A 26,640-nucleotide genomic window follows, 5' to 3' on the forward strand; every position below is an offset into this window, starting at 1 on the left:
GACGGGCTCTGTTCAGCCGCTGACGACGGGTTCCGGGACGGCCGCGATGAGCGAGCGCGTGTACTCGTGCTGAGGATCGGCGAAAATCCGCTCGGCCGGGCCCGATTCGACGATCTTGCCCCGCAACATCACCGCGATGTGGTGGGCGAGGTTGCGCACCACCGACAGGTCGTGGGAGACGAACAGGTAGGACAATCCGTGCTCGGCCTGGAGATCGCGCAGCAGATTGAGGACGCCGGCCTGGATCGACACATCCAGTGAAGAGACGGGTTCGTCGAGGACCAGCAGCTGGGTGTCCAGGGCCAGCGCGCGGGCGATGCTGATGCGCTGTTTCTGGCCGCCGGAGAAATCCGAGGGGTAGCGATCGGCGTGCTCGGGACGTAACCCGACCTGGCGCAACAACTCCGGCACCCGCCGGTTCACCTCGTCGCGGGACCGGCCGTCGATGCGCAGTGGTTCGGCGAGGACGTCGAAGATCGGCAGGCGCGGGTCGAGCGAGGAGCTGGGGTCCTGGAAGACGATCTGCATCTTGCGGCGGATCTCGCGGGTGCGCGCCTTGGTGAGGGTGGCGACGTCGTTGCCGAGTACCTCGATGCTGCCCGACTGCGGCCGCGCCAGGTCCATGATCTGCGACAGGGTGGTCGACTTGCCCGAACCGGATTCGCCGACCAGCGCCAGGGTGCGGCCCGCGCGAACGGAGAAACTGATGCCGTCGACCGCGCGGACCTCGCCGGTACGGCGGCGCAGCAGCACGCCGGAGGTGAGGGGGAAGGTTTTCACCAGGTCGGTGACGCGCAGGACCACGTTGTCGTCGGTGCGGTCGGGATGGGCTGGAGTGGGGATCTCCTCGCGGTAGGCCTCGAAGAGCTGGTGTGTGCCGACCTCGGCGGTGCGAATGCAGGCGACCGCGTGACCGGGGCTCACCTTCTCCAACGGGGGTTCGGCGGCGGTGCAGTCGCCGATCGAGACCGGGCACCGTGGCGCGAACGAGCAACCCGGCGGCAGGGCGTGCATGGCCGGTGGCGCGCCGAGGATCGGGATCAGCGGAGTGCGCGGCGGGCCGTCCATGCGCGGGATGGAACCGAGCAGACCGACGGTGTACGGCATGCGCGGCGCGGCGAAAAGCCCCGTGACCGGCGCGGTTTCGACCATCTTGCCCGCGTACATCACCGCGACCCGGTCGGCGACGGTGGCCGCGATGCCCATATCGTGGGTGATCATGATGACGCCCGCGCCGGTGATATCGCGCGCCTGACGCAACAGCGCGAGGATCTGGGCCTGCACCGTCACGTCGAGCGCGGTGGTCGGTTCGTCGCAGATGATCAGGGCGGGATCGTTGGCGATGGCCATGGCGATCACCACCCGCTGGCGCATCCCGCCGGAGAACTCGTGCGGGAAGGCCCTCGCGCGGGCCCTCGCGTCGGTGATACCGACGAGTTCCAGCAGCTCGATCGCCCGTTCCCCGGCATCCTTGCGGCTCATCTTGCCGTGCGCGAGTAGGGCTTCCGCGATCTGGTCACCGACCCGATACACCGGGGTGAGCGCGGAGAGCGGGTCCTGGAAGACCATGCTGATCGAGGAACCGCGCAGCTTCGACATCTGCTTGTCGCCCAGTCCGAGCAGTTCGCGACCGCGCAGGCGCACCGATCCCTGCACCCGCGCCTGGTCCGGCAGCAGCCCGATCACCGCCAGCGAGGACACCGACTTGCCCGAACCGGACTCGCCGACGATGGCGAGCACCTCGCCGTCGGCGACCGTGTAGTTCACCCCGCGCACCGCCTCGACGCGGCCTTCCTCGCTGGGGAAGGAGACCCGCAGGTCGGTGACCTCGAGCAGGGGTGCGGTCGACGCGGTCATCGCTGCTCGGCTTTCTTCAGCTCCACCTGCGCCTGGTCCTTGTGCTCGGCTGATTCCTTGCGTGACTTGCGAGCGCCCCGCGCGCCGGGGTCGAACGCGTCACGCAGACCGTCGCCGACCAGGTTGGCGGACAACACGATCGCGATCAACAGGCCACCGGCGAACAGGAACAACCACGGGTAGGTGAGCGCGGATTTGGTGCCCGCCGCGATCAGCGAACCCAGCGACACATCCGGCGGCTGCACACCGAAACCGAGGAAGCTCAAACCTGTTTCGGCGCTGATCGCCGCACCGACCGCCAGCGTGGTGTCGATGATCAGGATCGAGGCGATGTTCGGGATGATGTGGCTGAGGATCACCGTGCGGGTCGGCGCGCCCATGTACCGTGCGGCGCGGACGAATTCGCGGTCACGCAAACTGAGGGTGAGGCCGCGGATGATGCGGGCCGCGATCATCCAGCCGAACACGCTCAGCAGCACGATCAGGATCGCGATCGACCCGGAACCCTTGGTGCGCGGCGCGAACAGCGCGATGATGATGAAGCTCGGGACCACCAGCAGCAGATCGACGAACCACATGATCGCGCGGTCGGTCCAGCCGCCGAGCAGCCCGGCCACCGCGCCCGCCGTCGCGGCGATGACGCTGGAGCAGATCGCCACGCAGAACCCGATGATCAGCGACTTCTGCAGACCGCGCATGGTCTGGGCGAGGACGTCCTGACCGATCTGAGTGGTCCCGAACGGGTGCTCGAGGCTCGGCGGTTTCAGCAGCGCCTTGTAGTCCATCTGCTGGTAGTCCCACGGCAGCAGCGGCGGAAGCGCGAAACTGGCCACGAACATCAGCACCAGGATCACCGCGCCGACCACGGCGGGCTTGTTGCGCAGGAAGCGTCGCCACACCAGTTTGCGGCGACCGGCCGCCGCGATCTCGGGCGCGCCGACGGCGATGAGTTCGGTTTCGGTCATGAGACACGCACCCTCGGGTCGAGCAGGGCGAGGACGACATCGGAGAGCAACCCCGACACCAGCACCACCAGGCCCGCGAACGCCGTCACTGTCACCACCACGTACAGGTCCTGGGCATTGATCGAGTCGACCAGCCATTCGCCGACACCGTGCCAGCCGAAGATCTTCTCGACGAACGTGGCGCCGGTGATCAGCGCACCGAGACTGTAGGCGAACAGCGTCGCCATCGGGATCAGCGCGGTGCGCAGGCCGTGTTTGTAGAGCGCGTGATTGCGGGTCAGGCCTTTGGCTCTGGCTGTTCGGATGAAATCGCTGCCGAGCACATCGAGCATGGCGTTGCGCTGGTAGCGGCTGTAGCCCGCCATGGCGCCGAGCGCCAGCGCCAAGGTGGGCAGCACCAAATGCTGTGCGCGGTCGAGTATCTGGTTTCCGAACCCGTCGACCTGCGTGGCGGAGGTTTCGCCGGTGTAGAGGAAGATCTGCGTCCCGGCCATCGTATTGATCTGCAGGGCACCGTATTTCAGCAGCGTCGCCAGCAAGAAGATCGGCGTCGAGATGATCAGCAGGGACAGCACCGTCGTGAAATAGTCACTGAACCTGTACTGGCGGATCGCGCCCGCCGCACCGATCAGCACGCCGAGTACGGTGCCGATCACCGAACCCAGAATCAGCAGCCGCAGACTCACCGCCACCCGCCTGCCCAATTCCTCGCTCACCGGCTGCCCGGCCAGGGTGGTCCCGAAATCCCCTTGCACGACGCCGCCGAGCCAGGTGAGATAGCGCTGTGGGATCGGCTCGTCGAGATGCAACTGGTCGGCCTTCGCGTCGATCACCGACTGCGGTGGGCGCGGGTTGCGTTGTTCCAGACTCTCGAGCGGGTTGAATGTGAGTGATGCGAGGCTGAAAGTCAGGAATGATGCCAGCAGAAGGAGCACAACGTAGTTGAGTGTGCGCCGCAACAGGAAGCCGGTCATCAGTCCCCTCTGGATCGGTTGATCAGGCCCTGATCATAGGGACAGTCCGGCGTCCCCGTGTGGCGACGTGCGGCAGGATAGATGGGATGACGCACCTGCACCCGAAACCGATGCTGGTGGCCAGCGACGTCGACGGCACCCTGATCGACCACTCCGACAAGATCTCGGCACGCACCAAGGCCGCCGTCGGGGCCCTCGTCGCCGACGGCGCCACCTTCGTGCTCGCCACCGGTCGCCCGCCGCGCTGGATCGACCCGGTCGTCAGCGAACTCGGGTACGCACCGCTGGCCATCTGCGGAAACGGCGCGGTGATCTACGACAGCGCCACCGATCGGGTGCTGTCGAGCCACACCCTCGATGTCGAGACCCTGAGCTGGCTGGCCGAAGTCGCCGAGCACGCGCTACCCGGTTGCGGCCTGGCGACCGAGCGGGTCGGAGCCAGCGCGCACGACGCCGTGACGCAGCAGTTCGTCAGCTCGCCGACCTACGAACACGCCTGGCTCAACCCCGACGACACCGTCGTCTCGCACGCCGAGGTCATCGACTCCCCCGCGATCAAGATGCTCATCCGGCTCAGTTCGGCCCGCAGTTCCGACATGCGCGCGGTCCTGGCTCCGCTCATCGGCGATCGCGCCGAGATCACCTACTCCACCGAGAACGGGCTGATCGAGTTGGCGGTGCCGCGGGTGACGAAGGCATCCGGGCTGGCCGAGGTCGCGCGCCGGATCGGCGCCGAACACTCGTCGATCGTGGCCTTCGGCGATATGCCCAACGATGTACCGATGCTGTCGATGGCGGGACACGGCGTCGCGATGGGAAACGCGCATCCGGAGGCCAGGGCGGCGGCCGACGAGGTGACCGGCAGCAATATCGACCACGGTGTAGCGATGGTCCTGGAACGTTGGTGGAGCTGACCAGCGCTCCGTGAACTCCGAGTACCTGAGCGCCTTTCTGTAAGTCTCTTCAGGGCCCCGAAGGGCCCCGCTCGAGCGCGCCAGCGCTCCAATAAAACAGCCGGTGCCCCTCACTCGGAGGGCGCACCGGCTGTTCTTCGCCGTGACCGGGATCAGCCGGTCGGGGCGGGTTCTGGAGCCGGCGGATCTGCCGGGACCTGTTCGACGGGGATCTGTTCAGGGGGGAGTTGTTCGGCCGGCGCCTGTTCAGCCGGCGCCGATTCGGCGGGGACCGGTTCGGCCGGTGCTGGTTCGGCCGGTGCCGGTTCGGCAGGCGGGGCAGGCGGATCGGCCTGCGCAGGCGCCGGAATCGCCAGTCCGAGGGTCGGCGCGGTGAGCGTCCGACCCGGTTTCGGCGAACCGTTCATTTCCTGCTTGTAGGTCTCGTCATAGGTTTTCCAGAACGTCGTGACGATGCCCGTGAGCTCATTGAGCACCAGCGAACCGTGCTGGAAATCGGTGCGAAGACCGTTCGGGACGACATACGAACCCGCAGTCGGCAGGCCCAGTACGCCCGCGTCGGCGCCGAGGCTCAGATACCGGTCGAGAATCGCGCCGACCACCTCGAACACCTGACCGTCATCGCCCGCGTAGACGAAACCGTTGGCGAATTTGGCGTACTGACGGCCCTGCGCGCCCGAGATCAGGTCCGACTGCGGTGCGCCGAGCGGGCCGTCCACCCCGCCCTTCCTCGCCCAGTGCTTGGCGATCGCGTTGTCGGCGGACAGGCCGAGGAACCTGTCCACCATCGCGCCCAGTTCGGCCATATTGCCCTGCGGCGCGCGCGCCAGCTGGCTGGGCGGACGACTCGCCGTCGGCGGCGAGGTGTAGGTGCCCGCATTGCCCGCCGCGATCCCACGGATGCGATCCATCAGGTCGTAGGCGGCGTCGCCGGGGCAGTCGGTATTGCCGACATCGCGATGCGCGAACACCACCGGCAGGTCGACCGCTTCGTCGTAGGCGTACGGGGTGAACTCCGTGCCCTCGGAGTACATCGTGGTCATGCCCTTGGGATTGATCCCGGCGAGCTTGGCCCGCCAGCCGATGAACTTGCCGATCGCGTTGATCGACTCGTTGCTCGGCTCCTCGTTCTCGTAGTTGCCCATCAGCGCCACACCCGCGGTGTTCTCGTTGAAACCGCCCGCGTGCGCACCCTGGACCGCGCGATCGAGGCCACCGTAGCGGCCCTCGAAGATCTGGCCGTACTGGTCGACCAGGGCGTTGTAGCCGATGTCGCACCAGCCGAGCGTTTCGGCGTGATAGGCGTAGATCGCGCGGACGATGCCCGCGGATTCGGAGCGGCTGTAGTCGTTGCGACCGGCCGTGTGGTGCACGGTGATGCCGCCGACGCCGTCGTCGTAGGTGGGTTCCTGGCAGCGGATCGATTCGTCGGCGCCCCACTGCGCGCGGGTGATGACCTTCGGTCCGCCACCGGGCAGCGCCGCGGCGACATCGGTGAGCGCGGCGTCGATCGCGGCCCGTCCCGGATTGATCAGGACGGCCTTGAGCGCGGCATCGGTGAGATGGGCCGGGTCGTGGTCCGGACCCGAGGTGGGCTTACGGGTGACCAGCATCTGCACCGCGGTGGTCTCGCCGACGTAGATCGGTTCGGTGCCGGTCGGTACGTCGGCCGGGGTCTGATCGGTGGCCCTGGTTTCGACCGGATCGGCGCTGTACCAGGGACCCCAGTTGCCGTCGAGCTGGCGAGCCCGCAGCTTGGTGGTGGTGTGCGCCATGTCGCGGGCGGTGACGGCGACCATGCTGAACGGGGTGTCCTGGGTGAGTTCCTTGACCTGCGCGCCCACCTGGTCGATGACATCCGCGCCCACCGCGCCCGGCGAGAGGGCGGGGGTTTCGGGAGTGGTGCCGGGTTCGAGGTTCTCCGGGTCGGCGATGAATGCGACTCCGCCGGAACGGCTTTGATGGATCGGTGTGCCGGTGGCCGGCGCCGCCGGAACGGGTGCGCCCGGCGGCGTGGCTTCAGCGGGAGCTCCCGGAGCCGGAGCTGCCTGTGCTGGGGCAGGCGCGGCGGGGGCCGGGGCGGGTGCGCCAGGAGCCGCCGGGGCCTGTGCTCCTCCCGGCGCTCCGGGTGCCGGCGCTCCCGGAGCGGGAGCCGCCGGGGGAGGGGGAGGAGGAGCGGGCGGCGCGGTCGGGACCGACGTGCTCGGGACCGGTGGGCGCGCAGGCGGCGTCGCTGCCCCGGGGGCCTCGGGTGTCGCGGCACCCGGTGCGGCCTTCGGGGTCGGCTGCGTCTTCGTCGGCAGTTGCGGCAGCGGGATTTCCGTGGGCAGCGCCACGCCCGGGGGCACCGGCAATCCCGGGGGAATCGGGATCGAGCTCGGCAGCTGCAACATGCGTAGGTCCGCGAGGTGCAGGTCGGGCAGATCGAGGCCGGTCAGGTCGCGCAGCGGGACCGTGATGTCGGGAATCGCGGTGAGCGCGACCTCGGCTAGCTGCGTCGGCACGGCCGCGACCTGGGAATCGTTCGCGCTGCGGTAGTCGGCCGAGTCGCGCAGGGCGATCGCACCGATCGGAGCGGCGACAACGAGGGTCGTAACCACTGGGAGCACGTAGGAACGTTTCGGCTTTCGGTATCGCACGTGCGACTCCTATCAGGGTCGAGCTCGTGTTTTTCCGCGCATGTGATGCTTGCTTCCTCTAACCTCACGCATCACACTAGTTAACATACGTCACACATCTCAACCTGTACTCGAGACTTATGTGATTGCTCGAATGTAGCCCTCGGATCCCGCTAGGCGACGACGACATGCCGACGCGAGTTCCGCCGGTCGAACCGCGAAACCGTGGGAGCGCACTATGAGAGCGAACACCGAGATCACCCGTAGTACCGGCCGTGGCACCCGCCGTCGAACCACGCCGATTGTCCGGACCTTGCCGCTGCCGGTCCTGGTCAGCGGCACCGTGCTGGCACTGGCCGGGGCGATCGGTCTGTGGCAGATCCTGCCGGGCCAGATCACCCCGACCGCCGGTGCGGGACACGGTCGCGGCATGAGTCAGGTCGGCGCTTTCGACAACGCGCGGGCGGGCTGGTCGGCCGAGGAGATCCTCGGCCACTACTACCCCGGGGCTGATCTCGGGCAAATCGGGCCGACAACGATCGACGTGCGGCTCCAGGCGCAGGACGACGCCACCCTCGACACCTTCGCCGCCGCGGGCGCGCAGGTCGCCGGTCGCACGATCGGCCCCGGCGACGCCGCCCATCTCACCCCGCTGCCCGACGGCGGCGCGAACGTGGTGGTGACCGCGGGCTGCGACGGTGACGTGTTGTGGCAGGCCGCGACCGACGACCCGTTCGTCTATCCGATCGGCGCCGGTGCGGGCCGACCCGCCGACGAACATCTGACGCTGTGCGGGGGCACCGCCTATCGCGGTGCGCTCGGCGTCGCGCTCGACGGCGAATCCTTCCGCACCGTCAACCAGGTGGACCTCGACGACTACCTCGCCGGCGTACTGCCCGCGGAGATGCAGGCCAACTGGGCGGACCAGGGCGCCTTCGAAGCCCTACGCGCACAGGCGATCGCGGCCCGCTCCTACGCACTCGCCGAGACTCGCTACGACTACGCGCGGACCTGCGACACCACCGACTGCCAGGCGTATCCCGGTACGGTGAAAGAGGATTCGCGCAGTACCGAGGCCGTCGCCGCCACCACGGGCACGGTGTTGTTACGTGACGGGCAGATTCTGCGCTCGGAGTACTCGGCGGCTCCGGACGGCGGCAGGCCCGCCGACATCGAGACCTTCGAGGTCGGGCCCGCGCCCAGCGAGCTCGTCGAATCCGCTCCCGCCCCAGCGGTTCCCGCGACACCCGCATCGCCGGATCTGACCATCGAGGCGCTCGCGGGCGAGTCGGTGATCGATGCCGAGTACCGGCGGATCGGCGGCGCGAACAGCGCGGTGGGCGAGCCGATCGGTCCGGAGATGCTGCTGCCGCAGCGGGCGGGCACGTATCGGCTGTACACGAACGGTGTGATCGTCGCGACGCAGACGCTCGGCGCGCAGGTCGTCGACTTCTCCACGCTGCTCCACCTCGTGCCGGACGTGGGTGACCAGTTGCCCGCGACGGCATCGGGTCGGCCCACGTTGAAGATGCCGCAGGGCGGTGTCCCCCGGATCGCCGCACCTGGCGTGCCGCAGGGCTTGCAGTTCCCCTCGGAGGCCGAGGTGCGGGGCGAACCGGTGCACGGTCCGGTGAACCCCGCCGCGCCCGGTGCGCCGAACGGGGGACCGCACGGCCCCGCCGCCGTTCCCAGTGTTCCCGGCGTGCACGACGGGGAGTAGACGGACGTCGACGCCGGTCGATGATGGTCGGCTCCGGTCGACAATGGCCGAGCGGTGTGCGGTCGGGTCAGTCGAGCGTTGTGTCGTCCAGTGCGACGGCGAGGGTGCGCAACAGATCGGCGAGCTGCTCGCGGTCCGTGGCGCCGAGGGCGCTGAGCAGGCGCTGTTCGTTGGCTACGTGCAGTGGCAGCAGCCGGTCGACGAGTGCGCGGCCCTCGGCGGTGAGCTGGACGAAGACCGAGCGTCGGTCGTCGGGGGAGGGGACGCGCCGGACCAGGCCCTTCGCGGCCAAGCGGTCGATGCGGTTGGTGATGGCCCCCGAGGTGACCATGGCCGCGCGGTTGAGCGCGCCCGCGGTGAGACCGGTCTCACCGCCCGAGCGGCGCAGCGTGGCGAGCACGTCGAACTCCCAGAACTCCAACCCGTGACCCGCGAAAAAGCGTTTCAGATCCTGTTCGAGGACACGCGAGAGCCGGGTGATCCGGCCGACGATCGCCATCGGTGACACGTCGACATCCGGTCGCTCGATGTTCCAGTGCTCGGTGATCAGGTCGACCGCGTCACGCATCACTTTCCCTCTCGATTGAAACTCTTAACGTTCATCTACTTGACGTAGAGATATCTTGGCGAGTAGATATTTCAACGTTGAGATTATCAATCAGGAGTGAACATGACGACCGCAACCCGCTCCACCGGCACCATGGGCACGCTGGCGCTCACGGCTCTCACCCCGATCGTGTGGGGCTCCACCTACGCGGTGACCACCGAATTCCTGCCACCGGACCGGCCGCTGTTCACCGCGCTCCTGCGCGCGCTCCCGGCCGGATTGGTGCTGCTGGCGTTGACCAGGGTGCTGCCGCACGGTAGGTGGCTGGGGCGGGCCGCGGTGCTGGGCGTGCTCAATATCGGCGCGTTCTTCCCGCTGCTGTTCCTGGCCGCGTATCGGCTGCCGGGTGGTGTCGCGGGGGTGCTCGGCGCCGTCGCGCCGATGTTCGCGCTCGCCTTCGCCGCGGTGCTGCTGGCCGAAGCGCCGACGCGGCGGAAGGTGATCGCGGGCGTCATCGGGGTGTTCGGGGTGTCGCTGGTCGTGCTGCGCGGCACCGTCGAACTCGATCTGATCGGCATCGTCGCCGGTCTCGTCGGCGCGGCCTCGATGGCGGCGGGAACCGTGCTCACCAAGCGGTGGGGGCGCCCCGACGGGGTCGGCCCACTGGCGCTGACCGGGTGGCAGCTCACCGCAGGCGGGCTGTTCATCGTGCCGCTCGCCCTGCTGATCGAAGGCGCGCCGCCCGCGCTCGACCGACAGGCTGTCGGCGGCTACCTGTACCTGGGCGTCATCGGCACCGCGCTGACCTACTGGCTCTGGGTTCGCGGAATCTCGCGGCTACCCGCGACTTCGGTGTCCTTCCTCGCCTTGCTGAGCCCGGTGTCGGCCGCCGTGATCGGCTGGATCGCGCTCGGCCAGGCGTTGACCGCCCTGCAGGTCGTTGGTCTCGGTGTGGCGCTGGCGGCTACGGTCTTCGGGCAGATGCCGGCCGAGTCGGGGGTTGTGAAGACCGAATACGTTCCAGCGCAACGGGTTTCGGACACAGTGCTGAACAGGTCGAGTTCGGTTGGGCCGGAATTGGTTTGCGCGACATCTCGTGAACGCACCGTCGAAGGCTGACAGCCTCAGCCGCGCATCGCCCGCGTCAGTTGGTCCTCGGTGAGGGCCGGAACCGGCAGGGGATGCGCGGCTTTCGCGCGCAAGCCATCCATGATCAGGGCCAGATTGCGACGCCAGAGGTCGGGCGCGACGCTCGCGGTCGCGGCGACCACACTGGAGTGCGACCAGGTGATGAAAGCGATGTCCTCGAGCGTCCAATCCGGGCGCAGCGCACCGGCTTCCTGTGCGCGCGTGATGATCCGGCGCATCAGGGCGTGCCCGTGCTCGCGCGCGCGGGCCAGCGCGTCGCTCGGCGGGCCGCGCAGGGCGAGTTCGCCCAGGATGCGGTCGCTGGCCTGAAGTGCGCAGATCCGCTCCACCAGGACCGTGAACGACTCCCACGGATCGCTGAGTGCGAGCGCCTGCTCGGCGATCACGGTGCCCGCCTCGACCCGGTCGGCGACGGCGGCGGCGATCAGATCGTCGCGGGTGGGGAAACGGTTGTAGAGGGTGCCGATCGCGACGCCGGCGCGCGCGGCGATGTCCTTGAGCGGCGCGTCGAGCCCGCGTTCCTCGAACAGTTCGCGCGCCGCGGTGACCAGCGCGTCGCGGTTGCGCTTGGCGTCGCTGCGCAACGGCTTGTCCTCTGGCATCCGCCGATCCTACAAATCAGCAACCTCCCACTGAAATGCCAGCGGCTGATTCGGTGTCGGTAGTTCCGCGGCGGTTCGCCGTGGCGTGTTGTCTACAGGCGTTCGATGATCATGGCGTTGGCCAGGCCGCCTGCTTCGCAGATGGTTTGGAGTCCGTAGCGTCCTCCGGTCTGCTCGAGGACCGAGAGCAGGGTGGCGGTGATGCGGGCGCCGCTGGCTCCGATCGGATGGCCGATGGCGGTGGCTCCGCCGTTGATATTGACTTTGGATGGGTCGGCTCCGGTTTCGGCGAGCCAGGCCAGCACGACGCTTGTGAACGCTTCGTTGACTTCGAAGGCATCGATGTCGCTGAGTCGGAGTCCGGCGCGGTCGAGTACTTTCGCGGTGGCGGGGATGATGCCGGTGAGCATGTAGAGGGGGTCGTCGCCGACGACGGTGAGGCTGTGGATGCGGGCGCGCGGCCGCAGTCCGAGTTCGGTGGCGGTTTCGGTGTTGGTGACGAGCATGGCCGCGGCGCCGTCGTTGATCGGTGAGGAGTTGCCCGCGGTAACGTGCCAACCGAGCTGTGGAAACCGAGCGGCGTGGCGTTCGTGGTAGAAGGCAGGTCGGAGCGCGCCCAGGATATCGACTGTTGTTGTGGGGCGGATGGTTTCGTCGACGTTCAGTTCGGTTTCGGTACCGTCGGTGCGGGTGAATCGGGTGGGGGTCAGTTCGGTGTCGAATCGGCCGTCTTTCCATGCGGCAGTGGCGCGCTGGTGACTTTCGGCGGCGAATTCGTCGAGTTGTCGGCGGGTGAGGTTCCAGCGGGCCGCGATGAGTTCCGCGCTGATGCCCTGGGGCACGAGTCCGTCAGGGTAGCGGTGTGCCATGCGGGGGCCGAGGGCGTCGCGGCCCAGGGTCTGGCTGCCGATGGGGATGGTGCTCATCGATTCCACGCCGGAGGCTATGGCGAGGGTGTAGTCGCCGCTGCGGACTCCTTGTGCGGCGAAGTGGAGGGCCTGTTGGCCGCTACCGCATTGGCGGTCGATGGTGACTGCTGGTACCGATTCCGGTAGACCGGCGGCGAGTGCGGCGAAGCGCGTGGTGTTGAGACTTTGTTCGCCGATTTGGCCGACAACGCCGCCGATGACGTCGCTGATCAGTGTGGGGTCGACTCCGGTGCGGGCGAGCAGGGCGCGGATCGCGTGGGCGTGGAGATCGACCGGGTGGACTCCGGCCAGAGCTCCGGTGGGTTTGCCTTTGCCGACGGGGGTGCGGACCGCATCGATGATGACGGCGTCCATGGGGTGGCTCCTGAATCCTGGAAGGTAGGTCGGCGGTCCAGGTGTCGGCCTCGGGCGATCGCGATGCCGACACCTGTGCGCGCGGTGGGAGTTGTTGTGGCTGAGGGTTATCGGGACGCGTTGATCGCGGCCACGATGGTGTCGGTGACAGCGGTGGGCGCGGAGACCGGTGAGGCGTGGGAAGCGGTGATCTCGGTGGTGTGGGCGGGCGCTGCGCGCGAGGCCATGAATCGTTGCGCGGAGGCGGGGATGACGTTGTCCTCGCGCGAGATCAGGTACCAACTCGGAGTGGTGGCCCAGGACGGCGCGCCGCTGGGTTCGAGGTTGGCGGTCAGCGCGGCCGAATGCTGGTGATCGAACATGGTCGCGGCGGTGGCGGCGCTGACATCCTGGGCGAAGATGGTGTGGAAGTAGGGTTCGGCGATGTAGCCGTCCAGCCCTGACGCGGAGGGCTGTAGTTGGAGGGCGGGCGGGAGCAGGCGGCTGCCGGGGAATCGGATCGGGTCGAGCAGGAGTTGGACGAACTCGCCTTCGGCAAGTGCGAACGCGGCGATATAGACGTTGGCTTTCACCTTCGGGTCGTGGGTATTGGTGATGACGGCGCCGCCGTAGGAATGGCCCGCGAGTACGACCGGGCCGTCGATGGTGTCGAGGGTGCGCTGCACAGCGGCGGCGTCGTTGCGAGGTCCACGCAGCGGGTTGTCCACGACGACCACCTGGTAGCCGCGACCGCGCAGTTCGGCGGTAACGGCCTCCCAACTGGTGGCGTCGGCGAAAGCGCCGTGAACGAGAACCACGGTCGGGTTGGGCGGGGCCGCGGTGGCGCTGGCGGGTACGACGACGGCCGTGACAAAAGAGGCGGCCAGCAAGGCCAGTAGACGCAGCCGAGGGCGGGCGGCGGTCTCAGAAGTGCGAAACATGGTGAGTCTCTTTCGGAGTGGGATGTGAATTCGAGCGGCACACTGTGCGGCCGAAGGGTTACCGGGCTCGCGGGCTCGCGGTCGCGTGGCGCAGGGCCCAGTCGAGGGCGTAGTCGGCGATCTCTTGCCATCCGTCCTGGCTGACGAGGCGGTGTGTGCGTCCGGGGAATTCCACGCGCTCGACCAGCGCGGGCCCTTTCGAGTACTCGCGCAGTGCGGCTTTCTGGATGGCGGGCGGTGCGACGTGGTCGATCTCGCCGGAGATCAGCAGCAGCGGGGCTCGGTCGGGTTTGGTGAAGTCGACGGCGGTGGTACCGGTTTTCCTGCGGGGCAGCGACAGCACCCCTTCGAAGAACACGCGGTTGACCGAGTTCACGGCGCTGACGGCCCATTCTCGATCGGAGTCCGCGCGGGTCAGGTCGTTGCCGAAGGTGTAGTGGAAGTGGCGTTTGGAGAGCGGGTTGGCCTTGTTGATCCGCAACGGGTTGGACAGGATCGGCAACCCGGTGCGCAGGGTCGACCACGGCAGGGTGAGGACGCCGGCGGGCTGGCCGGGGGCGACGCCGACTCCGGCGATGCCCAGACCGCGGTCGAGGAGCATCTGGGTGAAGATGCCGCCGAACGAGTGGCCCATGATGACGGGCTGTTCGGGCATGGCGCGGATGACCTCGTCGTAGGAGTCGACGATCTGCAGCAGGCTGATCCCCTCCAGCGCGGAGGGGTCTTCGCGGACCTGTGCGGGAGTGCGCTCACCGATCCCGGGCCATCCGGGGACGATGACTTCGTGGCCGAGGCCACGAAAGCGCTCGGCCCAGGTATCCCAGCTGGAAGGTGTCATCCACAGTCCGTGAATGAGCACGATGGGCGGTTTGGCGGGCAGTGATGCAGGCATGGCTGTGTTCTCCAGTCGAATAGGGTGGAAGCGGGTGGGGTTCGCAGGTCGCGGTGATGGCCGTGGTCACCGCATTGCGCGCTGTCAGGGTCCTGCGCGGTGTGCGGTCACGGAATTCTGCGCTCGGCGCCAGTGCGAGGGCGCTACCCCGAATGTGGCGCGGAATCGGTGTGTGAAGTGGGTCGGATCGGTGAACCCGTGACGGCGTCCGATCGCCGCGATGGTCAAGTGAGGGTGGGTGATCAGTGTCGTGCGAGCGCGCTCCAGTCGGCGGACGATGATGTAGTCCGCCAGCGGAGAGTGGGGCCAGATCTTGTAGAGCTGACGAGTGGAGATGTTGTGAGCGCCCGCGATGGCATTCGCGTGCAGCCCCGGATCATCGAGGTGGCATGCGATGTATCGCTCGATCGCGGCGACCACGGCGGCGGGTTGGTCCACGGCCGGGGCGCTGTCCGCGGCGTTGAGTAGCAGGGATCGGATCAGGGCGACCGTGGAGGTCTCCAGCTCGGGAAGAAGTCTTTCCGCGGTGGTGGCGACCGTGCCCAGTTGTTCCAGGTGATCCCGGACGAGCGGGTAGAGGGGCAGGCGCGGGTCGAGGTGGTCGAGGCCGCGCCGGATTGTCTCGATGGACAGGGTCAGTCGTGACTGGGTGAGGTGTACGGCGACAGCGGACCCGCCGCCGTGAGCCCGGAAGTCGAAGGCCCGGGACTGATCCACGGCTATCAGGGCTGGTTCTCCCGGTGGCGGCGGCGCGTGTGCGCCTGTACGGGTGAGGGTCCAGTCGCCGGTGGCGATGACGGCGATGGTGATGAGTCGCGAGGCGGGGTCCGCGCGATGATCGCGGCGTGCCGACACCGCGAATGTCTCGTAACGCCCGCACATCAACCAGGTCCCGTCACCCATCCGCCAGTGGTCGACGGTGACGGGGTCGCTGCCGTGATTCGACAGTTTCACGTGGGCAGCGACGCCGAGGCAGCGCCGTGGTTCGAGGCTCGGGTCGGTCATCGTCTCGACCAGTCGCGCGGAGGCGGATTCACCGCTCATGACGAATTTCCCACCACTGACCGATGCTGATGCCGTAGTTGTCGAGGAAAGCCGCGCGCAGCGCAGGGAGATCTACGAAGCCCCAGCGCAGCGCCAGTTCCGCGTCCGGCGGTGTCCGGCCGCGGCGCAGGTTGTCACGGACGCCGTGTAGTCGTTCGGCGAGGATCCACTGTTCGAGATCGAGCCCTCGCTCTCGTGTCCAATGCCGCAGTTCCGAGGTGGTGAACCCGTAATTCCTGGCGATGGATTCGAGCGTGAGTCCGGGATCCGCGAGCCGTTCGCGGATGTGGGCGCGAATCCTGGGCAGCGATACCTCATGGTCGCGGTGCTGGTCTGCGTCGGGGTCGTGGGCGGAGACGAGCAGGGCACGCGAGAGCGATAGCGTGGACATACCCAACGCATCGCAGGCCGCACGACCGATCTCACCGTCTCGGTCGATGCGCAATCCGCTGATGTGGCGCCGGACAGTGTCGTAGAGCGGACTGGCGGGCAAACGTCGCGCGGCATCGAGGAATTCGGTGTGCGACAAGCCCAGTTTGTCGAACGGCACATGGACACACCGTGAGCTGCCGATCTCCGCCCAACCGAACTCGTAGGGCATGTCCAGGTCCACGACCATCAGATCGCCCGGCCGGATCAGACGTTGGATACCGAATTGCTCGAAGCGGCCGATCCCGCGTTCCTGGACGGCCACGGCGATCTTGCCCGACGGTCCGTCGCGAACGTGGCGAGGTGAACGCAGCAGATGGTTGCCGGTCATGGAGGCGCGAAACATGCTCGCACCCCCGAAAGACCATGCCTCCATCACAGCGGACATCGCGCCAGTGGTGTCGAATCGCACCGTCGACGGCGCGGACTGCTCCTGGAATACGACTTTCGCGATCTCCAGTCGGTCCCGGTGCTGATAGCTCGCACTGTCGAATACCACTACCACGACAACTCCACGACTGGACCGATGGCTGGGGCGCCGTATGTGTCGCCTTCCGCGAAGCGGAGCCGTCGGCTCGCTCGATGCCGAATCGTGAAGGCGACAGGAAGATCGTTCATCACCTCGTCCGCTCTGCGATCAGGCCGGAGCGTAGGTGTCGAGGAAGACGAGCAGGTCCTTGTTCAGCTCATTCTTGTGCGTGTCGGTGATGCCGTGCGGCGCACCGGGATACACCGCCAGTACGGCGTCGCGGATTCGCGCGGCAGAGGCTTTGCCACCCACCTCGAACGGAACCACTTGATCGTCGTCGCCGTGGATGATCAAGGTCGGCACATCGAAGGCGTCCAGGTCGGATCGAAAATCGGTGGCCGAGAACGCGGCGATGCACTCGTAGGCGTTGCGCGCGCCCGCCTGCAGGCCCTGCCGCCAGAACGCGTCCCGCATACCCTGCGACGGGTTCTGCCCCTGGCGGTTGTTGCCGAAGAACGGTCCGTCTGCCAGGTCGCGATAGGTCTGGGACCGATCCGCGATCGAGGCGTCCCGGATGCCGTCGAAGATCTCCACCGGCACCCCACCCGGGTTGTCGTCGGTTGTGAGCATGAACGGCGGCACCGCGGAGACGAGCACGATCTGCGCGACTCGCGCTGTACCGTGCCGTCCGATGAAGCGCGCGACTTCGCCACCGCCGGTTGAGAATCCGATCAAGGTCACTTCACGCAGATCGAGGGATTCGAGCAATCCGGCGAGGTCGTCGGCGTAGGTGTCCATCTCGTTGCCATCCCAGGTCTGGGTGGATCGACCGTGCCCCCGACGGTCATGGGCGAGGACGCGATAGCCGTTGGCGGCCAGGAACATCTGCTGGGCCTCCCAGCTGTCGGAGTTCAGTGGCCAGCCATGGCTCAAGACCACCGGGCGGCCCGAACCCCAATCCTTGTAATAGATTTCGGTGCCATCGTTCGTGGTGTGAATCGGCATGTGTGTTCCTTCGCGGTGCGACCGGGATCGTGTCGAAGACGAACGTAGAACTTCGTGGACCGCGCGAACTGTCTCTACGTGCACGGTTGTGTACTCAGCGAGAACGGTTCATCGTCTCGGCGCAGAGCTGTCGCCAAGTCCGCGGCGTCACCCCGTACATCTGCCGGAACTTCCTGCTGAAGTAGGAACTGTTGGTGAACCCCCACCGCCGCGCCACCGCGGATATGGGGACCTGCCGAAGTTCCGGTCGGGCCAATTCGGCACGGGTTCCATCGAGCCGCTGCGTGATGATCCATTGCTCGAGAACGAGTTCGGACTCCGCGCAGACCCGGACCAATTGCCTGGTCGAGATCCCGTGCTCGCGGGCGATCATGTCCGCGCTGAGCGCTGGATCGGACAGGTGCGATCGGACGTAGGCGCGGACCCGAGGCAACAGCATCTCGGTCGTCGCCCCGCGCCCGTATCGGGCGTCATAGGTCGAGGCCAGAAGCGTGCGGACGATGTCTACCGTGGCGACGCCGACCGATTCGGCCACCGTCGACATGATCGATTGCTCACCTTCCGCGGCGAGTCCACGGATCTGGGTGCGGACCAGGTCGTGGAGCGGGCTCGCCGCGAGTGACGAGGTGGCACCGTCGAGCACCGCACGCGAGAGTCCGAGTTCCGCACGCGGAAAATAGAACGTGATGGATCTGCCGTGTCCGTCCCAATCGACATCGTGCGCAACATCGAGATCGACGAGAGCCATCCGGTCGATGCCGACGACGCGTTGGGCACCGGCCGACACATGACGGCCGGTGCCCCGGTCCTGGACCATCAGTGCCATCATGCCGCTCTCCGCTGCCCTGATATGGCGATTCTGGCGTGATGTGCGCAGGCCGGTGAACGTCGCCCGCAGGACTCGCGCCGAACCGTAGCGCCATACCTCCAGCACGGAATCGGACGCGGTCATATCCGCCAACCCGAACGACATCGGCCAGGTCTGCTCGAGAAAGGCCGAGCGAGTCGCGTCCTCGCGGTCCTCGATCGGAACCGCGTCGGACCGGAAAACGATCGCCATCGCGCTACCCGCGCAGCGCCATAGGGCAGAAACCGCGCCTACGCCCCACACGTCGGGCAGACGCCCAGGGGCACCCGGTGGTGTGTGGATGCGGGCGCGGCGCTGGTTGCCGTGCTCGCCACGCCACGCGGTATCTGCGGAAAGTAGTGGACACTAGGTTGACGCTCTCCAGGTAGAAGTATGTCTCTACCTGCGACGTTATGAGTAACCATGCCGACCGGTCTTGATTGGATCCGCACCGGAATCGAGCATTTCCCGCACAGGAAAGCAGCGGCCACCACCGAACCGCTCGATTGCGGCCGGTACGGGTTTGATCGACAATCGATCTCCATCGCACCAGCGCGCTGGTGACGACCGGGACGAAAGGCTGCTCCGATGCCCATCATGTTCGACCTCGACACGGTCGCCGTAGAACAGCGGGAGCCGGCCCTGCGCGACCTGCTCGAACAGAACCCGGTCCCGATCGACGTCTCCACCGGCAGCGTCGACCGCCTCCGTGTCGCGACCACCGCCGACTTCTTCGGCAGTCTGTTCATGGTGTCGTGCAGCGGGCGAGGCGCGATGGTGCATCGTGACGAGAAGCGGGTCGGACAAGACCACGAACGGACCATGATGCTGTCGGTCGTCGCGTCGGGCCGCTCAGTCTTTCGACACAACGACACCATCACCGACGCCACCCGCGGCGACATCGTTCCCTACAGTTCGATGCGGCCTTACAGCGCCACCTTCGACGACGTCGCCAAGCACACCTTCATGATCGACTACACGAGCCTCGGACTGCCCGAGCGCACCATCGAGTACCAACTCGGGCGCAGTGTAAGTCGTCGGCACACACTGGGCCACATCGTCACTCGCTACCTGATCGACCTCGGCACGAACGCGGTCTACCTGCCCGAAGCCGAGCGTCGCGCCCTGGAACGGCCGACACTCGAACTCCTGCGCGCACTCCTCACGACCACCGCCGGCGATGATGACCGCGCCCGCGAACACCTGCACGCCAGCCTCGACGTACGCCTGATCGAATACCTCGAGATGCATCTGCGCGACCCCGAATTGAGTGTGGCCCGGCTGGCCCGCGAACACGGCATCTCGGAGCGTTACGTCTACACGGTCCTGGCCAGGAACGGCATCACCTTCGCCGATTGGGTTCGTGCCCAACGCCTTCACGGCGCCGCCGCCGACCTCGCCCGCACCACCACACCCCAGCAGAGCATCGCCGCGATCGCGTACACCTGGGGCTTTCCCGACCACGCCAACTTCACCCGCGCCTTCCGCCGCACCCATGGCATGAGTCCACGCGAGTACCGCACCCGAGGCTCCTCCGACGACCAACGGTGAACTGGCTGAACGCGACTTCGATCATCGACACCGACGCGAGATCAGCCCACCGACCATCTCGGGGGAACTCATCGAATCAGCGGTGCGAATTATCTTGAGCATAGGTTCAAGTTAGTGCTACGTTGCGATAACTTGAACCAACTCTCAACTTAGTGAGGTAGTCGGATGAGCACGCTCGCGATCTTCGGATATGGGCCGGGACTCGGCGCGGGAACGGCACGGGCCTTCGGCCGCAACGGGTTTCGGGTCGCGGTGATCGGTCGTGACCTCGACCGGGCCGAGCAGCGCGCGGCGGCATTGCGCGCCGAGGGCATCGAGGTGGCGCCGTTCGCGGCCGACATAACCGAATCAGGGCGGTTGACCGAGGTCATCGCGCGGGTCGAGGGCGAACTCGGGCCGATCGACGTGGCGGTGCACGCGGCGGCCGCGGGGATGTCGATCCGCAGCGCGACGACCCGCGACGTCGACCGCGCAGCGCTCGAACTGCCGTTCGCGCTCAAGGTCTACTCCTCGATCGAGCTCAGTCGCGCACTGTTGCCCACGATGATCGAGCGGGGTAGCGGCACGTTGCTGTTCTCCTCGGGCGCTTCGGAGGAGAATCTGCAGCCCTACCTGGCCAATGTCGGCGTCGCGCTCGGTGCGCAGCGCGCCTTCGTGCGTCAGCTGGCCGCCGAGGTCGAGGGCACCGGGGTCTACGTCGGGCTGCTCGGGATCGGTGCGCTGATCGAGCACAGCGCCGTCCAGCTGGAGATCGACGCGCATCCCGAGCTGATCCCCGAGGGGGTCGCGCTGCCGCGGATCGGCAACGACGAACTCGGCGCGCGGTACTGGCGGATGTATACCGAGCGCGACACCGTCGAGGTCGAGATCGGGTTCTGAGTTCGGGGTTGACCTTGACGTAGCGTCAAGTTGCACAGTGGAGGTACCGACGAGAAAGGGGGCAGGTCGTGGTGGGTGAATGGACCATCGCGGACCTCGCGAAGGCCGCGGGAACCACCAGTCGCACGTTGCGCCATTACGGGCAGCTCGGGCTGTTGGAGCCGAGCCGGACCGGGGCCAACGGCTATCGCTACTACGACCAGACCTCTCTTGTTCGACTGCAGCGAATCCTGCTGCTGCGCGAACTCGGCCTCGGCCTTCCCATGATCGCCGAGGTCCTCGCCGGGGAACAGGACACCGCCGGTGCGCTGCGCACCCACCTGGAACTGCTTCGGCAACAGCAGGATCGGGTAGTGCGGCAGATCGAATCGGTGTCGACCACGTTGCGCAAGACGGAAAGAGGTGAACCACTCATGGCCGCAGAGGTTTTCGATGGTTTCGACCACACGCAGTACAAGGACGAGGTCATCGAGCGCTGGGGTAGGGACGCGTACGAGAGCTCGGATCGCTGGTGGCGGTCGCTGACCGACGCCGAGAAGAAGGACTTCCAGCAGACTCAGCTCGATATCGCCGCCGACTTCGGAAAGGCTTTCACGGCCGGGCTTCCCGTGGCAGGTGAGGTCGTCCAGGCGATCGTCGCCCGGCATCGCGCCTGGCTCGGCGTCGGCACCCACGGCAAGCCGGTATCGAACGAGTACCTGCTCGGCCTCGGCGAGATGTACGTCGCCGACCCCCGCTTCCGGGCCAACTACGACGTGCACGGCGAGGGCGTGGCCGAGTACATCCTCGAAGCCTTCGGGGCTTACGTCGCAGCTCATCCCGCCTGAGCGATCGGCCGACGCGCGATCGGGTAGTGAGGCGGCGACTGTCCACACAGTGCTCGATCGGGCGTCGCGCCGTATAACTGACGGCGACGACGACGTTAGCGGGGGCAGTGGTGGAACAGGTGCGGCCGGAGCGGCCTTCGCGCGCGGTGACCGCGCGGATCGCGGGGTGGCTCGGGGTGCTGGTCGGCGCGGCGGGAATCTTCGTCGGCACGGCGGCCGCCGTACTGCGGGCGGCCGGACGCGAGATCGACCTCGACTACGTGGGCGCGGGGATCGTCGGCGGGCTCGGGGTGGTGTACCTGCTCGGGGCGGTGCTGCTGTTGCGTCGGCGGATGCTCGGCAGGCGCGTGCTGCTCACCATGGCCGCCGTGATGTCGGGGGCGACACTGCTGGTCGTCGTGCTCAACGGGGCGAGTCACGGCTGGCGGTTCGGGCCGCTGGACGCTTGGCTGGCGGTCAATGTGGTGATCCTCGCGCTCAGTTTGAGCGAGCCGACGCGGCGCTGGACCATCACCCGATAGGTCGCCCACGGCGCGGGCCGGTTCGACGCGCGTGGTGTTCGAACTCGGTGCGCCGTGGCCGATGGCGCTACGGTCGGGGGATGGTCGTGCTGGAGACGAAGTCGAAGAGCGGTGAGGTGGCGGCGACCATCGCCGGGTGCCTCGCGGGGGTCGCCGCCGGGGTGAATCTGGTTGGCGGGGTAATTCTCGTGCGCTCGTTCGTGAACGATCCGGGCGAACTCGACGACTCACTGACCCTGTTCGCCACGCTCGGCGCGCTGGCATCGGTGTTCGCGTTCGCCTACGGCGCCCTGCTGCTGGCGCGCCGGAACGAAACCGGGCGATGGATGATCATGGTCGCCGCAGGCGCGCAGCTCGCGCTCGGAGCGCTCGGCCTGCTCGCCACACTCGTGAACTACGACTCCGGGTACGGAATCCACTGGTTCGCCGAGGAAACCGTGGTCCGCTCGATTCTGATCGGACTCGGCGGAGTACCCGGCGCGGTGACGGCGATCGTGAATCACAGCTGGGCGGCGGCACTTTCGGGCGCGGCCTTCGGTGGTCTGGTGCTGTTGTCCGCTGCGCTGCCGTGGACCGCCGCCTACACACTCACGCGCCCGGACGATGTTGTCGGTCCGAACGTATAGTTTCAGCAGGTCAGCATTGTTGCGGAGGGTGCCACGCGGCCGGGAACGGTTCGGGCACCGCTCGTCAGGAGGGGGAACACCATGGGGTATCCGTACGGCCCACAGCAGGGCCAAGATCCGTACGCGGGGCAGGGATACGCGCAACCCGGCTACGGACCCGACCCGTACGGCTATGCGCAGCCCTATGGCGCACCTGTCCAAAATGGTTATGGCGCACCGGTTTACGGTGTCGCGCCCTACCCCTACGGGCCGGGTTACGGTGAGCCGCGAGCGGGCGGCGGCACGGCGATCACCGCCGCGGTGATCGCGCTGCTGCTGTCGATTCTCGGGCTGGGCGTCATGGGGGTCGCCACCGCCGTCATCATGGGCAGCGATGCCACGAGCAGGTCCGAGAAGGATTTCCGCGCTGCGCTGACGGTCGGAATGTTGATCGGCGCCGTGCCGTGCGCGCTGCTGCTGCTCGGCTCGATTCTGCTGTTCCGCCGCAAGACCGCGGGCCGGGTGATCCTCATCCTGCTGTCCGGGATCGGCGTGGTGTTCAGCGTGCTCTCGACCGTGATCCCGCTGGTGAGTGGCAACGGCGTGGCGGGGGAGGAGGCGACGGTCGTGCTGATCGGCGGTGCGGTGAGCGGCGCGGCACCGCTGCTGATCTTCCTGCTCGCTCTCGCACCGTCCACGGGTCGCTGGATTCGCGCCGGGCGCCCGGGGGGATACCCGCCGCCGGGGTACTGACGGGCGCAGTTCGGGCGGTCTCCTTCCGCTGGGATGGATCGGCCCTGGTCGGGGCGTGGTCGGAGACTCCGCCGGGACAAATTGCGGTCTTCGGATACGCTGGGCACCCGTGACCGCCGCATCGCCTGAGGGTAATCCCGTCAACGCAGATTCCACCGCCCCGGCAAACCAGTACGACCTGATCGTGGTCGGCTCCGGTTTCTTCGGGCTGACCGTCGCCGAGCGTGCAGCGAACGTGCTGGGCAAGCGGGTATTGGTGATCGACCGCCGCTACCACCTGGGTGGCAATGCCTACTCCGAACCCGAACCGGAAACCGGTATCGAGATCCACAAGTACGGCGCGCACCTGTTCCATACGTCGAACAAGAAGGTCTGGGACTACGTCACCCAGTTCACCGAGTTCACCGGGTACCAGCACCGGGTGTTCGCGATGCACAAGGGGCAGGCATACCAGTTCCCGATGGGGCTCGGCCTGATCTCGCAGTTCTTCGGCCGCTACTTCACCCCGGAAGAGGCCAAGGCGCTCATCTCCGAGCAGGCCGCCGAGGTCGAGACCGGTGACGCGCAGAACCTCGAGGAGAAGGCGATCTCGCTGATCGGCCGTCCCCTCTACGAGGCGTTCGTGCGCGACTACACCGCGAAGCAGTGGCAGACCGACCCGCGTGAGCTGCCCGCGGGCAACATCACCCGCCTGCCCGTGCGCTACAACTTCGACAACCGCTACTTCAACGACACCTTCGAGGGTCTGCCGAAGCAGGGGTACACGAAGTGGCTGGAGAACATGGCCGCTTCCGACCTCATCGAGACCAGGGTGAACACCGACTGGTTCGACGTGCGCGACGAGCTCGTCGCCGCCAACCCGGACGCCCCGATCGTCTACACCGGCCCGCTGGACCACTACTTCGACTACGCCGAAGGTGAATTGGGCTGGCGCACCATCGATTTCGAGACCGAAGTGCTCGAACAGGGTGACTACCAGGGCACCAGCGTCATGAACTACAACGACGCCGACGTCCCCTTCACCCGCATCATCGAGCCGCGCCACTTCCACCCCGAGCGCGACTACCCGACCGACAAGACGGTCATCATGCGCGAGTTCTCCCGGTCGGCGAAGACCGGTGACGAGCCGTACTACCCGATCAATACCCCCGACGACCGCGCGAAGCTGCTGGCCTACCGTGAGCGGGCCAAGCAGGAGACCGCCGAGAAGAAGGTGCTGTTCGGCGGCCGTCTCGGCACCTACCAGTACCTGGATATGCACATGGCGATCGGTTCGGCGCTGAGCATGTTCGAGAACGTGCTGCGTCCGCACCTGGAATCGGGCGCGGCGCTGGTGGACGAGGCATGACCACGGCCATGCTCGAAGACGTGACCACCCGGACTCGCGCCATCTCGCTGTTGCAGCGGGTCATCCTGCCGCGGCCGGGTGAGCCACTCGACGTGCGGACCCTCTACCTGGAGGAGTCCACCACCAACGCCCGGCGCGCGCACGCCACCAGCCGCACCGCGCTGTCGATCGGCGCGGAGTCGGAGGTGTCGTTCTGCACCTACTTCAACGCGCTGCCCGCCAGCTACTGGCGTCGGTGGAGCGTGCTGAAGTCGGTGGTCCTTCGCCTGGAACTGGCCGGGCACGGCCGCGCCGACGTCTACCGGTCCAAGGCCGACGGCTCGCGAATTCACGTGCAGGGCAAAGAGTTCGCCGTCGCCCAGGGTGCGGACTCGGTGGTCGTGGAGTTCGAAACCGATCTCGGCCCGTTCGAAGACGGTGGCTGGATCTGGTTCGACATCACCACCGACACGGTCGTCACGCTGCTGTCCGGCGGTTGGTACGCACCGCAGCAAGCGCCCGGCACGGGCTCGATCGCGGTCGGCATGCCCACGTTCAACCGGCCGACCGACCTGGTCAAGACGCTCGGCGCGCTCGGCTCCGACCCGTTGGTGCTCGACAACATCGCCGCGGTGATCGTCGCGGATCAGGGCAACCGCAAGGTCGTCGACGAGCCCGGGTTCACCGAGGCCGCCGCCGGCCTCGGCGACCGGCTCTCGATCCACGACCAGCCCAACCTCGGTGGTTCCGGCGGGTACAGCCGGGTCATGTACGAGGCGCTGAAGACCGACGCCGAGTACATCGTCTACATGGACGACGACATCGAGATCGAGCCCGACTCCATCCTGCGGGCCCTCGCGTTCTCCCGGTTCGCGAAGTCGCCGCTGCTGGTGGGCGGGCAGATGCTGAACCTGCAGGAGCGTTCGCACCTGCACAGCATGGGCGAGGTCGTCGACCGCGGGGTCTTCATGTGGTCCTCGGCGCCGAATGTCGAATACGACCACGACTTCTCGAAGTACCCGCTCAAGGATCGCGACAACTCCAAGCTGCTGCACCGGCGCATCGACGTCGACTTCAACGGCTGGTGGACCTGCGTGATCCCGCGTCAGGTCGCCGAGCAGATCGGTCAGCCGCTGCCGCTGTTCCTCAAGTGGGACGACGTCGAGTACGGCCTGCGCGCGCGCGAGGCCGGGTACCCGACCATCACCCTGCCGGGTGCGGCCGTCTGGCATATGGCCTGGTCCGACAAGGACGACGCCATCGACTGGCAGGCCTACTTCCACCTGCGCAACCGTCTCGTGGTCGCCTCGATGTACCTGCCCGGCGACGGCAAGCCGATGATCGTCAACACGATCAAGGCCACCCTCAAGCACCTGCTGTGCCTCGAGTACTCCACGGTCGCCATTCAGAACGAGGCGATCCGCGACTTCCTGGCCGGCCCCGAGGGCCTGTTCGACCTGCTCCCCAGCGCGCTGGGCAAGATCCACGGCATGCGCAAGGAGTTCCCGGACGCGGTCGTCGTGCCGTCGTCCACGGAACTCCCGCTGGCCAACCGCCACGGTGTCGGCGCGGTCGGCGAACCGGGCAACCCGCTCGCGAAGGTCGCCCGCCTGGCCAAGGGCGTGGTGCACAACTTCCGCAAGGCCGATCCGGCCGCCTACGAGACGCCGCAGCTCAACGTCCCGACGTTGGACGCGCGCTGGTACCTGCTCTCGCAGGTCGACGGCGTCACCGTGACCACCGCCGACGGGCGCGGGGTCGTCTACCGCAAGCGTGACCCGCGTCAGGCCCGCGACCTGCTCAAGGAAGCCATGCGCCTGCGTAAAGAACTCACCGCCCGCTTCCCGGAGATGCAGCAGCGCTACCGGGCCGCGCACGCCGAGCTCACCAGCACGGCGGCGTGGGAGAAGACCTTCGGCCTGAATGGAACCGTGAAGTGACC

24 protein-coding genes are annotated in these 26,640 nt (G+C 67.3%); 11 read left to right on the top strand and 13 right to left on the bottom strand.

Annotated elements, in window-relative coordinates; genetic code table 11:
* Nucleotides 1–12: 12 nt before the first annotated feature.
* Genes NA12_RS24170 through NA12_RS24180 form a run of 3 tightly spaced genes read right to left on the bottom strand, consistent with a single transcriptional unit; the run spans nt 13 to nt 3,796 of the window.
* On the bottom strand, nt 13–1,857 hold the full coding sequence (locus NA12_RS24170; RefSeq protein ID WP_067455682.1) for an ABC transporter ATP-binding protein: 1,845 nt from the start codon (nt 1,855–1,857) through the stop codon (nt 13–15).
* Complete coding sequence (locus tag NA12_RS24175; RefSeq protein ID WP_067455685.1) at nt 1,854–2,822, bottom strand: ABC transporter permease; 969 nt, start codon at nt 2,820–2,822, stop codon at nt 1,854–1,856. Before NA12_RS24175 ends, NA12_RS24170 begins: the two co-directional genes overlap by 4 nt.
* Nucleotides 2,819–3,796, bottom strand: coding sequence for an ABC transporter permease (locus tag NA12_RS24180; RefSeq protein WP_067455689.1), 978 nt, complete (start codon nt 3,794–3,796; stop codon nt 2,819–2,821). Before NA12_RS24180 ends, NA12_RS24175 begins: the two co-directional genes overlap by 4 nt.
* Nucleotides 3,797–3,882: 86 nt before the next feature.
* On the opposite strand from NA12_RS24180, the gene NA12_RS24185 reads away from it, so the two are divergent.
* Nucleotides 3,883–4,710: a Cof-type HAD-IIB family hydrolase gene (locus tag NA12_RS24185; protein ID WP_067455696.1), complete on the top strand. Its 828-nt coding sequence runs from the start codon at nt 3,883–3,885 to the stop codon at nt 4,708–4,710.
* Between the two features lie 152 nt (nt 4,711–4,862).
* On the opposite strand, the gene NA12_RS24190 is transcribed toward NA12_RS24185, so the two are convergent.
* Complete coding sequence (locus NA12_RS24190) at nt 4,863–7,310, bottom strand: N-acetylmuramoyl-L-alanine amidase (RefSeq protein ID WP_067455703.1); 2,448 nt, start codon at nt 7,308–7,310, stop codon at nt 4,863–4,865.
* 256 nt (nt 7,311–7,566) lie between these two features.
* On the opposite strand from NA12_RS24190, the gene NA12_RS24195 reads away from it, so the two are divergent.
* The gene (locus NA12_RS24195; RefSeq protein ID WP_084473062.1) at nt 7,567–9,048 is read left to right on the top strand and encodes a SpoIID/LytB domain-containing protein; all 1,482 of its coding nucleotides are present in this window, start codon (nt 7,567–7,569) and stop codon (nt 9,046–9,048) included.
* A gap of 67 nt (nt 9,049–9,115) precedes the next feature.
* Here NA12_RS24195 and NA12_RS24200 read toward each other — a convergent pair whose 3' ends face one another.
* Nucleotides 9,116–9,616 (bottom strand): MarR family winged helix-turn-helix transcriptional regulator, encoded by a 501-nt coding sequence (locus NA12_RS24200; RefSeq protein ID WP_067455706.1) that lies wholly within the window; start codon nt 9,614–9,616, stop codon nt 9,116–9,118.
* A 102-nt stretch (nt 9,617–9,718) separates the two neighbouring features.
* Here NA12_RS24200 and NA12_RS24205 point away from each other — a divergent pair, with 102 nt between their 5' ends.
* On the top strand, nt 9,719–10,714 hold the full coding sequence (locus NA12_RS24205) for an EamA family transporter (RefSeq protein WP_084473063.1): 996 nt from the start codon (nt 9,719–9,721) through the stop codon (nt 10,712–10,714).
* A gap of 5 nt (nt 10,715–10,719) precedes the next feature.
* Here the strand turns inward: NA12_RS24205 and NA12_RS24210 are convergent, their stop codons facing one another.
* The 8 genes from NA12_RS24210 to NA12_RS24245 form a co-directional block, all read right to left on the bottom strand.
* On the bottom strand, nt 10,720–11,346 hold the full coding sequence (locus NA12_RS24210; RefSeq protein ID WP_067455714.1) for a TetR/AcrR family transcriptional regulator: 627 nt from the start codon (nt 11,344–11,346) through the stop codon (nt 10,720–10,722).
* A 92-nt stretch (nt 11,347–11,438) separates the two neighbouring features.
* Entirely contained in the window at nt 11,439–12,629 is a 1,191-nt protein-coding gene (locus tag NA12_RS24215; RefSeq protein ID WP_067455722.1) for a thiolase family protein, read from the bottom strand.
* Between the two features lie 107 nt (nt 12,630–12,736).
* Nucleotides 12,737–13,549 (bottom strand): alpha/beta fold hydrolase, encoded by an 813-nt coding sequence (locus NA12_RS24220; protein ID WP_067455725.1) that lies wholly within the window; start codon nt 13,547–13,549, stop codon nt 12,737–12,739.
* Between the two features lie 58 nt (nt 13,550–13,607).
* The gene (locus tag NA12_RS24225) at nt 13,608–14,441 is read right to left on the bottom strand and encodes an alpha/beta hydrolase (protein WP_067455728.1); all 834 of its coding nucleotides are present in this window, start codon (nt 14,439–14,441) and stop codon (nt 13,608–13,610) included.
* An 84-nt stretch (nt 14,442–14,525) separates the two neighbouring features.
* Nucleotides 14,526–15,485 (bottom strand): helix-turn-helix domain-containing protein, encoded by a 960-nt coding sequence (locus NA12_RS24230; RefSeq protein WP_067455732.1) that lies wholly within the window; start codon nt 15,483–15,485, stop codon nt 14,526–14,528.
* Nucleotides 15,475–16,419 (bottom strand): AraC-like ligand-binding domain-containing protein, encoded by a 945-nt coding sequence (locus NA12_RS24235; RefSeq protein WP_132369745.1) that lies wholly within the window; start codon nt 16,417–16,419, stop codon nt 15,475–15,477. The genes NA12_RS24230 and NA12_RS24235 overlap by 11 nt, the downstream gene beginning before the upstream one ends.
* Before the next feature lie 132 nt (nt 16,420–16,551).
* Nucleotides 16,552–17,388, bottom strand: a complete 837-nt coding sequence (locus tag NA12_RS24240; RefSeq protein WP_067455745.1) for an alpha/beta fold hydrolase — start codon at nt 17,386–17,388, stop codon at nt 16,552–16,554.
* Nucleotides 17,389–17,482: 94 nt separating this feature from the next.
* Complete coding sequence (locus tag NA12_RS24245; RefSeq protein ID WP_067455747.1) at nt 17,483–18,448, bottom strand: helix-turn-helix domain-containing protein; 966 nt, start codon at nt 18,446–18,448, stop codon at nt 17,483–17,485.
* A gap of 375 nt (nt 18,449–18,823) precedes the next feature.
* Here NA12_RS24245 and NA12_RS24250 point away from each other — a divergent pair, with 375 nt between their 5' ends.
* The 8 genes from NA12_RS24250 to NA12_RS24285 all read left to right on the top strand — a co-directional run bounded on the left by NA12_RS24250 (nt 18,824) and on the right by NA12_RS24285 (nt 26,638).
* Complete coding sequence (locus NA12_RS24250) at nt 18,824–19,786, top strand: helix-turn-helix domain-containing protein (protein WP_067455749.1); 963 nt, start codon at nt 18,824–18,826, stop codon at nt 19,784–19,786.
* 165 nt (nt 19,787–19,951) lie between these two features.
* A complete protein-coding gene (locus tag NA12_RS24255; RefSeq protein ID WP_067455752.1) occupies nt 19,952–20,665 on the top strand; it encodes an SDR family NAD(P)-dependent oxidoreductase in 714 nt (237 codons plus the stop codon).
* A 71-nt stretch (nt 20,666–20,736) separates the two neighbouring features.
* On the top strand, nt 20,737–21,492 hold the full coding sequence (locus NA12_RS24260) for a MerR family transcriptional regulator (RefSeq protein WP_067456010.1): 756 nt from the start codon (nt 20,737–20,739) through the stop codon (nt 21,490–21,492).
* A gap of 110 nt (nt 21,493–21,602) precedes the next feature.
* Entirely contained in the window at nt 21,603–22,013 is a 411-nt protein-coding gene (locus tag NA12_RS24265; protein WP_132369746.1) for a hypothetical protein, read from the top strand.
* Nucleotides 22,014–22,093: 80 nt separating this feature from the next.
* The gene (locus NA12_RS24270; protein ID WP_067455759.1) at nt 22,094–22,639 is read left to right on the top strand and encodes a hypothetical protein; all 546 of its coding nucleotides are present in this window, start codon (nt 22,094–22,096) and stop codon (nt 22,637–22,639) included.
* 81 nt (nt 22,640–22,720) lie between these two features.
* Nucleotides 22,721–23,371 (top strand): hypothetical protein, encoded by a 651-nt coding sequence (locus NA12_RS24275; protein WP_067455762.1) that lies wholly within the window; start codon nt 22,721–22,723, stop codon nt 23,369–23,371.
* 109 nt (nt 23,372–23,480) lie between these two features.
* Entirely contained in the window at nt 23,481–24,719 is a 1,239-nt protein-coding gene (glf, locus tag NA12_RS24280) for a UDP-galactopyranose mutase (RefSeq protein WP_067455763.1), read from the top strand.
* The gene (locus tag NA12_RS24285; protein ID WP_067455766.1) at nt 24,716–26,638 is read left to right on the top strand and encodes a glycosyltransferase; all 1,923 of its coding nucleotides are present in this window, start codon (nt 24,716–24,718) and stop codon (nt 26,636–26,638) included. Before glf ends, NA12_RS24285 begins: the two co-directional genes overlap by 4 nt.
* The last annotated feature ends 2 nt before the right edge of the window (nt 26,639–26,640 follow it).

This window comes from Nocardia alba NBRC 108234 (assembly GCF_001612665.1).
Lineage (GTDB): Bacteria > Actinomycetota > Actinomycetes > Mycobacteriales > Mycobacteriaceae > Nocardia > Nocardia alba.